Here is a 10,092-nt window from a genome sequence, read left to right on the forward strand (position 1 = left end):
CTGAAAAAAATTTTATTTTTTTCAGCGGGACTTTTCAGCACAAACAAACCGCGTAAGGCAGTACGCTAAAATATAGCCATAATTATAAAAAAAAGCGCCGCCCGCAGGACAGCGCTTTGATATACATAAATTAGTTGCCGTACTTAGCAGTGTTGACTCTGATACCAACACCCATAGTAGATGCAACGGTGATGCTCTTCAGATACTGACCCTTTGCAGCTGCAGGCTTAGCCTTAACTACTGCATCAACGAGAGTATTGAAGTTCTGCTCCAGCTTCTCTACGCCGAAAGAAGCCTTACCGATCGGGCAGTGAATGATATTGGTCTTATCAAGACGATACTCGATCTTACCGGCCTTAGCCTCAGTTACAGCCTTTGCAACATCAGGAGTAACAGTACCAGCCTTAGGGTTAGGCATCAGACCACGAGGACCGAGAACCTTACCGAGTCTACCAACAACGCCCATCATGTCGGGAGAAGCGATAACTACGTCGAAATCCATCCAGTTTTCCTTAGTGATCTTGTCAACGAACTCCATGCCGCCTGCATACTCAGCGCCAGCTGCCTTTGCAGCCTCGATCTTGTCTTCCTTGCAGAATACCAGAACTCTTACCTTCTTGCCTGTACCGTTAGGGAGAACAACAGCGCCTCTAACCTGCTGATCAGCATGTCTGGAGTCAACGCCCAGACGAATGTGCAGCTCGATAGTTTCATCGAACTTAGCCTTTGCGTTGCCGGCAGCCAGTTCAAGAGCCTCAGCTGCATCATACTGCTTAGCCTTGTCAACTACCTTAGCAGCGTCAACATACTTCTTACCGTGTTTCATTCGTTATACCTCCCCTCAGTCTTCAACTACAACGCCCATAGAGCGGCAGGTACCTGCGATCATGCTCATAGCGCTTTCGATGTTAGCAGCGTTCAGATCGGGCATCTTCTGCTCAGCGATCTGCTTAACCTGCTCCTTAGTGATAGTTGCGACCTTAGTCTTGTTAGGTACGCCAGAACCCGACTCGATCTTGCAAGCCTTCTTGATCAGAACAGCTGCGGGAGGAGTCTTGGTGATGAATGTGAACGATCTGTCAGCATAAACAGTGATAACAACAGGGATTATAAGACCGATGTCGTTCTTAGTTCTCTCGTTGAAATCCTTTGTGAATGCCATAATGTTAACGCCGTGCTGACCCAGTGCAGGACCAACAGGGGGAGCAGGAGTTGCCTTTCCTGCGGGGATCTGAAGCTTTATATAGCCTACTACCTTCTGTGCCATTATATTGCACCTCCATAATTAAGTGGTAAGGCGAGCCTTGCGGCTCTCCCACGTTTCCGGAAGTTTAACTTCCTCATGCTTACATCGGGGACATCACGCCCCGCGCCGTTCCTTAGTCCTCTTTTCTCAGCTGAGTGAGAGGCAGTGTTACCGAAGTTTCTCTGCCGAACATTGACACGGTCACATCTGCTGCCGCATTTTCCAGATCAAGGGCAGTTACAGTGCCGCTCATGCCGTCAAACGAACCGCCGACCATGACAACGTCATCACCGACCTCAATATTCGTCTGTACAGTCTGCGTACCTGTATCAACGCCCAGCGCCTCGACCTCCTTATCAGAAAGAGGAACGGGCTTGCTTCCGGGACCAACGAAGCCTGTAACGCCTCTGGTATTCCTTACTATATACCAGCTGTCGTCTGTCAGGACCATCTTCACCAGCACATAGCTGGGGAACAGCTTCTTTTCTGCTTCAACGGTCTTTGTACCCTTTATCTCGGTGACAGTTTCCATAGGGATCTTCACCTCAGGGATAAGATCGTGTAGCTTACGGTTTTCAACGACCTTCTCAATATTCTGAGCCACCTTGTTCTCATAACCGGAATAGGTGTGGACTACATACCATTTTGCTTCTTCTGCCATGCTCAAAACCTCCTGTGATGTCGTTTATACCGCCGCAGGCATTCAGCCTGCACCAAGACCGATCAGCGCACGTATTCCGTAGCTCAGACCGGTATCGACTGCGAAAAGGAAAAGACCCATCAGCGACATAACCACGAGTACAACGCCCGTGTTATTTACTACCTGCTGTCTGGTAGGCCATACGACCTTCTTCAGTTCTGCGCGCAGTTCTTTGAAATACTTGCGCAGACCGCCTTTTTTCTTATCCTTCTCAGCGTCTTTCTTGTTTGACTTAGTAGTCTGCTTGTCATTAGCCATAGCTGACTCCTTTCAGATTACTTAGTCTCTTTGTGAAGAGTGTGCTTCTTGCAGAACTTGCAGTACTTATTCATCTCAAGTCTGTCAGGGTCATTCTTCTTGTTCTTCTTGGTGTTGTAGTTGCGCTGCTTGCACTCTGTGCAGGCCAGTGTGATCTTAACTCTCATTTCGGCACCTCCTGACGAAATTCATACCCCGCAAAGAACGGTCGGGGTACGGTCTTGCCTCCCTCATGCGCATTCAAGCGCAAATGCCGCACCTTACGGCATTCTGAGGTAACTTATGATTTCCCGCGCCGTCTGAAAAACAGCGCAAAAAAATATACCTCATAAAGAGGTACACATATTATACCATATTCCCGCACCCTTGTCAAGGGTTGCCAAAGTGAATTTGTAAACTTTCAGTAAATTCAGCAAATTTTCATGTATCTTCTGCTTATGTTATTATAGCACATTTTACTGTTTTCGTCAAGCGCAGTGTCCGTTCCTGCGATCTCGTCCCTGTTCTATACATATTTATAGTGATATCCCCCTGTTATCGCCGAATGTGCGCACTGTCAGCCGAAATTGCCGAAAACTTCGCACTTAAGACTTGAAAAACAGCGGATCATATGATATAATTAATGTATATTGGCTTTTCACAAGTGGTAATATTTTGATGAAGGAGAATGAGTATGAACGGTGGAATATCCAAAAAGATCATTGCCGCGTTCGTGGCACTGGCGGCAGTCATTATCGCGCTGGTCGTCCTGCTGGTGGTCACAAATTTCAGCGGCGGCGAAAAATCTGACAAAGACGCAGTTTCAAAGAAGTCGGTAAGTTCAAAGGCTGACAGCAAGAGCGATGACAGCGAAGAAGCCTCTTCCGAAGCTGACGATGACTCTGAGGAGAGTTCGGAAGAGGAAAAGGAAGACTCCGATGCTGAAAGTTCGGAGGAAGAAGAGGACGGCACAGAGGACGATGACGTTCAGGGCTACCTGTTCACATGGTCGGGCGGCAACGGCTGGGTAGACGGCGACAAGCAGATGAGCGGTCTTGAAATGAGCATCACCAACAAGTCGGGCGAAGCTGTCAGCGGTTGGACACTTGAACTTGAGATCGAAGACCTCAAGTCATGTGACGGCTGGAACGGTACTTTCAAGGCTGACGGCAACAAGCTGACCATCACTAACGCCGACTACAACGGCGACATCGCCAACGGCGCAAGCGTGACCTGCGGCTGTAACATCGGTACGGGCAAGGAACTGAATATCAAGTCTGCCAAGCTGAACGGCACCGAATGCACCATCAAAAAGGGCAAGGTCAGCCAGAACAGCGGAAACAATAACAATAATAATAACAACGGCGACGGGAACGCCAAAAAGGACGTTGATGTAAAGTCGCTTCTTGCAAGGAGCAAGGACGCTGAACAGGGCGATGACTGGCTGCACACCGACGGCAGCAAGATACTCGACAAGGACGGCAAAGAGGTCTGGCTGACGGGCGTGAACTGGTTCGGCTACAACACAGGCACAAATATCTTTGACGGTCTGTGGAACAGCGAGTTCGAGCCTACTATAAAGGCGATAGCAGATCACGGCTTCAACCTGATAAGAGTACCCATGAGTGCCGAGCTGATAAACCAGTGGGCGGCGGGCGAATATCCTCAGGCTAACTATAATAATGCCTACAATGAAGAACTGAACTCCATGAATTCGCTGGAGATCTTCGACTACTTCCTCAAACTTGCCGAGCAGAACGGCATGAAAGTAATGCCAGACATACATTCTGCAAACACCGATGCGGCAGGTCATAACGCCAACCTCTGGTATACCGACAGGGTGAGCGCTAAGGACTACTATGCGGCGCTGGAATGGCTGGCTGACCGTTACAAGGACAATGACACTATAATCGCTTTCGACCTGAAAAACGAACCTCACGGCAAGCCCAACGAGGGCGATCAGGCGGCTATCTGGAACGACAGCAAAGACGCAAACAACTGGAAGTATGTGGCTGAAACTGCGGCAAGCAAGGTGCTGGCAAAGAACCCCAACGTTCTTATAATGGTAGAGGGCATCGAGATCTACCCCAAAGACATCAAGAAGAACGGCGACTACAAGTCGCAGGACAATGACGACTATTACTTCAACTGGTGGGGCGGCAATCTGCGCGGCGTTAAAGACTATCCGATAGATCTGGGCAAGCATCAGGACAAGCTGGTGTATTCACCGCACGACTACGGCCCGACCGTTTACGAACAGCCCTGGTTTGAAGGCGGCTACGATTTCAAGAGCCTTAAAAAGGACTGCTGGCAGGACAACTGGCTGTACATCAACGATGACAACATCGCTCCCCTGCTGATAGGCGAATGGGGCGGCTTCATGACCGAACCGAACATCACCTGGATGACCCACATGCGCAAGCTGATAAAGGACAATCACCTTAACCACACATTCTGGTGCTTCAACGCAAATTCGGGCGACACAGGCGGACTTGTGCTGGACGACTTCACCACATGGGACGACGAAAAGTACGAATTTGTCAAGGAAGTACTCTGGCAGGAAGGCGGAAAATTCGTCGGACTTGACCACAAGATAAAGCTGGGCGAGAACGGCATAACGCTTTCAAAAGCTAAGGGGCTTTGATAAAAGATACTGAAATATAGTAAACGACATTAATTTCAGGACATTCAGCGCTCACAGCCACAAAAATAACAGCGTCAGTGAGCGCTGAATGTAGAAATAAATATGTCGTTTACTATAACAAGCAGGCAGTCACGCAGACTGCCTGTTTTTTCAAATTCCGCACCGTTCGTCAGCTGACGAAAACCGTATCACGCTGAATTAACAAAAAAGCCCTTGACATTAGCGGGATTTTGTTATACAATATAGTGTATGTATTATACTATAGCGATCCAACTTTTTAAATTCACAAAATCCGGTCGCAAAAGCTGGGATTTATGGGTTTTGTGACTGGATCTTGTCTGAATTTTAAGGCGGATCGCTATATTAAAGAGGAGAATCACCATGAAGAATACCGAAAAGACAATGGACAAGATCGTTGCCCTCTGTAAAGGCAGAGGCTTCGTTTACCCCGGCAGTGAGATCTATGGCGGTCTGGCTAACACATGGGACTACGGTCCTCTCGGTGTTGAACTGAAAAACAACATCAAGGATGCTTGGCGCAAGAAGTTCGTTCAGGAGAACAACCTCAACGTAGGTCTTGACTCTGCTATACTGATGAACCCCCAGACTTGGGTGGCTTCCGGTCATATCGGCGGCTTTTCCGACCCGCTGATGGACTGTAAGGAGTGCAAGACCCGTCACCGCGCAGACAACCTGATCGAGGACTTTGACGGCACAAACGTTGCAGGCTGGTCAAACGAGCAGATGATGGACTACATCAAGGAGAAGAGCATACCATGCCCCAACTGCGGCAAGCACAACTTCACCGATATCCGTCAGTTCAACCTGATGTTCAAGACTTTCCAGGGCATAACCGAGGACACAAAGTCTGAACGGTACCTCAGACCCGAAACTGCACAGGGTATCTTCGTAAACTTCGCAAATATACAGAGAACTACCAGAAAGAAAGTTCCTTTCGGCGTGGCTCAGGTGGGCAAGAGTTTCAGAAACGAGATCACTCCCGGCAACTTCATTTTCAGAGTAAGAGAGTTCGAGCAGATGGAGCTGGAGTTCTTCTGCAAGCCGGGTACCGACCTTGAATGGTTCGATTACTGGAGAACATTCTGCAAGAACTTCCTGCTGAGCCTGAATATCAAGGAAGAGAACCTCAGACTGAGAGATCACTCGGCTGAAGAGCTTTGCTTCTATTCAAAGGCTACCACCGACTTCGAGTATCTGTTCCCGTTCGGCTGGGGCGAACTGTGGGGCGTGGCTGACAGAACTGACTACGACCTGACACAGCACATCAACACATCGGGCAAGCGCCTTGACTACCTTGATCCCGAAACCAACGAGAAGTATATCCCTTATGTTATCGAGCCTTCTCTGGGTGTTGAAAGACTGTTCCTGACAGTTGTTACTGAGGCTTATGATGAGGAAGACATCGGTACTCCCGAAAAGCCCGATGTAAGAACAGTAATGCACTTCCACCCCGCACTTGCACCTTTCAAGGCTTGTGTACTGCCGCTGTCGAAGAAGCTGGCTGAGCCTGCTCAGAAGCTGTTCGATACACTGGCTAAGCATTTCAGCGTTGACTATGACGAGGCTGGTTCTATCGGTAAGAGATACCGCCGTCAGGACGAGATCGGTACACCTATCTGCGTTACCTACGATTTCGATTCTGTTGAAGACGGCTGTGTTACCGTTCGTGACAGAGATACTATGGAGCAGGAGCGCATCAAGATCGAAGATCTGGTCGGCTACATCGCTAAGAAGATCGAATTCTGATAAACTTCATATCGCTTTCCCCTTTTTGGGGAGAGCGATATTTTTTTGCGTTTTTCTCCCGAGATCACATTGATGGTCTGCACAGACCACATAAAGGTCAGGATATTAATATTGTGATATAAATGTATAAATTTATAACCATCAAGCCCTATTCCATAAAAAGAAATAACATAATCGAGCAGAATTAGCAACTTTACCACAGAATTTTCTAAAAAGACACAAAAAAGAAACAGAAACGACACAATATGTTATTGTGAATTTATGGGAAATATGTTATTATATTTATAGTTGATTGTTATAACAAATTCAGTCGATCACAAAAATATTTTAGGAGGTAAAAAAATGAAGAAAGCATTCAAACGCATCGCTGCGGCTGCCGCATCACTGGCTGTTGCTGCAAGCATATGTGCAGGCACACCCGCGCTGACTGCCAGCGCAGCCTACGGTCAGGGCGGTAACGGCAGCGCCATCATGGAATATCTTGATCGCGGCATTTACGCTATCAAGTCGGGCAACGGCATGTTCATCAGCTGGCGCTTCAACGCTAACGACTCCGATGATACCGAATTCCGCCTCTACCGCGACAATACCCTGATCTACACAAGCAAGGCAGGTCAGGCAACAAATTACTGGGACGCAAGCGGAAATTCAAGTTCAAAATACCGTGTTGACACTGTTGTGAACGGTACTGTAAAGTCTTCTGACAGCTGCAATTTCACATCGGGCAATAACTATTTTGAGATACCGCTGAAAAGTCCCGGAAGCATCTACTCACCAAACGACTGCTGTGTAGGTGACGTTGACGGCGACGGTCAGTATGAACTCTTCCTGAAATGGGATCCCAGCGACTCGAAGGATAACTCCCAGACAGGCAACACCAGCAAGGTGTATATCGACTGCTACACTCTCACAGGCAAGCAGCTGTGGCGTATCGATATGGGCGTGAATATCCGCGCAGGTCAGCACTATACTCAGATGAGCGTGGCTGACTTTGACTGCGACGGCAAGGCAGAACTCATCACCAAGACCTGCGACGGCACTATCGACGGCACAGGCAAGGTCATAGGCAACGCCAGCGCAAACTATGTTGACAGTTCAGGTACTGTCCTCACAGGACCGGAGTATCTGACCCTTTTTGAGGGCGCAACAGGTAAAGCACTGGATACTATCGACTTCCCCGTTCCCAGAGGCACTGCAACAGGCAGTACCGCCAAGAGCACATGGGGCGATAACTACGGCAACCGCTGTGAGCGCTACAATTCGGGTATCGCTTACCTCGACGGTGTTCACCCATCAGCTGTATACGGCAGAGGTTATTATACCAGACTGACACTTTCCGCGATAGATGTCAAGAACGGTAAACTCTCCAAGAAGTGGGTATACGACACAGGCTTCAACAGCAGCGATGCAGCTTACGGCAACGGCAACCACAACCTTATGGTAGCTGACTTCGATAACGACGGCAAGCAGGAAGTCTGCATGGGCGCTTCTTGTTTCGATGACAACGGCAAGCTGCTCTGGTCTACCAAGCAGGGTCACGGCGATGCTATGCACGTAGGTGACCTCGACCCCAACCATGCAGGTATCGAAGTATTCCTCTGCCACGAAGAGAGCCCCTACGGTATCTCACTTATCGACGGCAGGAACGGCAATAAGATATGGCACTATGACGGCGACAAGGACACAGGAAGATGCTGCGCTGACAACATCTTCAACGCAGGTACAAGCGGCGCTGAGTTCTGGGGTTCAAGACCAGCGAATGCAGTCTATGATGTAAACGGCAAGCAGATAGGTTCAAAGGCACCCGCTATGAACTTCCTTATCTACTGGGACGGCGACCTTGAGCGCGAACTGCTCAATGATATCTCCATCACCAAGATGACAAGCCTCAGTTCTATCCAGACCATATTCACAGCTGACGGCGCTGCTTCCAACAACGGCACAAAGGCAGTTCCCTGCCTGACAGCCGATATCTTCGGTGACTGGCGTGAAGAACTGGTACTGCGCTCCTCAGATAACTCCAAGCTGCGCGTATACTGCACAAACACCGAAACAAGCTACCGCATGACCACACTCATGCACGATATGCAGTACCGTATGCAGGCAGGCTGCGAACAGTCTTCTTACAACCAGCCTCCTCATGTCAGCTACTATCTGGGCAGCGAAACAGGCGTTCCCGCAAGACCCAATATCAAGCTGAACAATACCCCTGTAGAGCCTGTAAGCGGCAATCTGGTAAAGAATCTTGTCATAAAGGATACTGCTAATGCCGCAGGCTGGCAGCTTCTCAGTTCCAACACTGTAGGCGGTCTTATCTATGGCGACAGAGATTTCACCTACTCTTCGCTCTCTTCCGAGCTTCAGAACTGCGAGTATATCATGTCAGCATGCAACTCCAAGAACACTGATTCAGACCTTGCATCGTTCACAGCAGGCAAGGACAGTGAAGTATATGTTCTGGTAGATACCCGTGAGGAAGATGCAAACTCTGTTCCTTCATGGCTCAGCGGCTACACAAGAACTTCGCTGACTGCAACTTCCAGCAACGGCGTGACCTTCGTGGCTTACAAGAAGAATTTCAAATCAGGTGAACAGGTAGTACTGGGCACCAACGGCATGACAGGCAATGTCATCAACTACACTGTTTTCGTTAAAGAGGCAGCTCAGGAGCCTGTAAACGGCAATCTGGTAAGGAACTTCATCGTCAAGGATACCACTAATGCCGCAAACTGGCAGCTGGTAAATTCCAACTACACAGGCGGTCTTATCTACGGCGACAGAGATTTCACCTACACTTATCTTGCTGACGAACTGAATAACTGTGAGTACATCAGAACAGCATGCGAGTCCAAGAACACCGATGCTGACCTTGCAGAATTCACAGTTTCAAAGGAAGCAGAGGTATATGTTCTGGTAGACACCCGTGAAGAAGCCGCAAACTCTGTTCCTTCATGGCTGAACGGCTACACAAGAACTTCCCTGACCGCAAATTCCAGCAACGATGTTTCATTCGTAGCATACAAGAAGAAATTCTATGCAGGCGAAAAGGTAGTGCTGGGCACCAACGGCATGACCGGTTCTGTTATGAACTACACCGTATTCGTAAGAGAACCCATTCAGGAAACTATCCCCTCTGTTACATACCCCACCAATATTCAGGTGACATACAGCGAGCAGTACCATCAGGTAAGATTTACATGGGATAAGGTCGAGAATGCCCAGAATTACGGCATCGCAGTATATCTCGCAGGCAAGTGGAGAATACAGACCCAGACTATCCCCGCATCGACCCTGTCTTACACATCGCCAAAGAACATGACACCCGGCATGAGCTACAAGGTAGCGATCGCCGCTAAGGTCAACGGTACATGGGACGTTGCAAACGCTATCGAGAATGCTGTATTTATCACTGTAGCGTAACAACAGATCATTGATAAAATAGTCAGGTGGATTTCCGTGTACTGAACCACCTCGCTAAAAACGTACACAAACAAATAA

Annotated in this window: 8 protein-coding genes; 3 read left to right on the forward strand and 5 right to left on the reverse strand. The window is 48.7% G+C overall.

Annotation, left to right across the window (positions count from 1 at the left end; all coding sequences use genetic code 11):
* Positions 1 to 130: 130 nt before the first annotated feature.
* From rplA to rpmG, 5 genes are all read right to left on the reverse strand, one after another.
* Positions 131 to 826: a 50S ribosomal protein L1 gene (gene rplA, locus CUS_RS06555; protein ID WP_002848203.1), complete on the reverse strand. Its 696-nt coding sequence runs from the start codon at positions 824 to 826 to the stop codon at positions 131 to 133.
* A 15-nt stretch (positions 827 to 841) separates the two neighbouring features.
* Positions 842 to 1,267, reverse strand: a complete 426-nt coding sequence (rplK, locus tag CUS_RS06560; protein WP_002848547.1) for a 50S ribosomal protein L11 — start codon at positions 1,265 to 1,267, stop codon at positions 842 to 844.
* Between the two features lie 112 nt (positions 1,268 to 1,379).
* Positions 1,380 to 1,907: a transcription termination/antitermination protein NusG gene (nusG, locus tag CUS_RS06565; protein WP_002848504.1), complete on the reverse strand. Its 528-nt coding sequence runs from the start codon at positions 1,905 to 1,907 to the stop codon at positions 1,380 to 1,382.
* A 42-nt stretch (positions 1,908 to 1,949) separates the two neighbouring features.
* A complete protein-coding gene (gene secE, locus CUS_RS06570; RefSeq protein ID WP_002848632.1) occupies positions 1,950 to 2,204 on the reverse strand; it encodes a preprotein translocase subunit SecE in 255 nt (84 codons plus the stop codon).
* A gap of 17 nt (positions 2,205 to 2,221) precedes the next feature.
* Positions 2,222 to 2,371: a 50S ribosomal protein L33 gene (rpmG, locus tag CUS_RS06575; protein WP_002848320.1), complete on the reverse strand. Its 150-nt coding sequence runs from the start codon at positions 2,369 to 2,371 to the stop codon at positions 2,222 to 2,224.
* Positions 2,372 to 2,877: 506 nt separating this feature from the next.
* On the opposite strand from rpmG, the gene CUS_RS06580 reads away from it, so the two are divergent.
* The 3 genes from CUS_RS06580 (at position 2,878) to CUS_RS06590 (ending at position 10,014) form a co-directional block, all read left to right on the forward strand.
* Positions 2,878 to 4,827, forward strand: coding sequence for a cellulase family glycosylhydrolase (locus tag CUS_RS06580; RefSeq protein ID WP_002848418.1), 1,950 nt, complete (start codon positions 2,878 to 2,880; stop codon positions 4,825 to 4,827).
* Between the two features lie 381 nt (positions 4,828 to 5,208).
* The gene (locus CUS_RS06585; protein ID WP_002848170.1) at positions 5,209 to 6,594 is read left to right on the forward strand and encodes a glycine--tRNA ligase; all 1,386 of its coding nucleotides are present in this window, start codon (positions 5,209 to 5,211) and stop codon (positions 6,592 to 6,594) included.
* A gap of 342 nt (positions 6,595 to 6,936) precedes the next feature.
* A complete protein-coding gene (locus CUS_RS06590) occupies positions 6,937 to 10,014 on the forward strand; it encodes a rhamnogalacturonan lyase (RefSeq protein ID WP_002848613.1) in 3,078 nt (1,025 codons plus the stop codon).
* Positions 10,015 to 10,092: the final 78 nt, after the last annotated feature.

The organism is Hominimerdicola alba 8, assembly GCF_000178155.2.
In the GTDB taxonomy this organism is placed as follows: domain Bacteria; phylum Bacillota; class Clostridia; order Oscillospirales; family Ruminococcaceae; genus Hominimerdicola; species Hominimerdicola alba_C.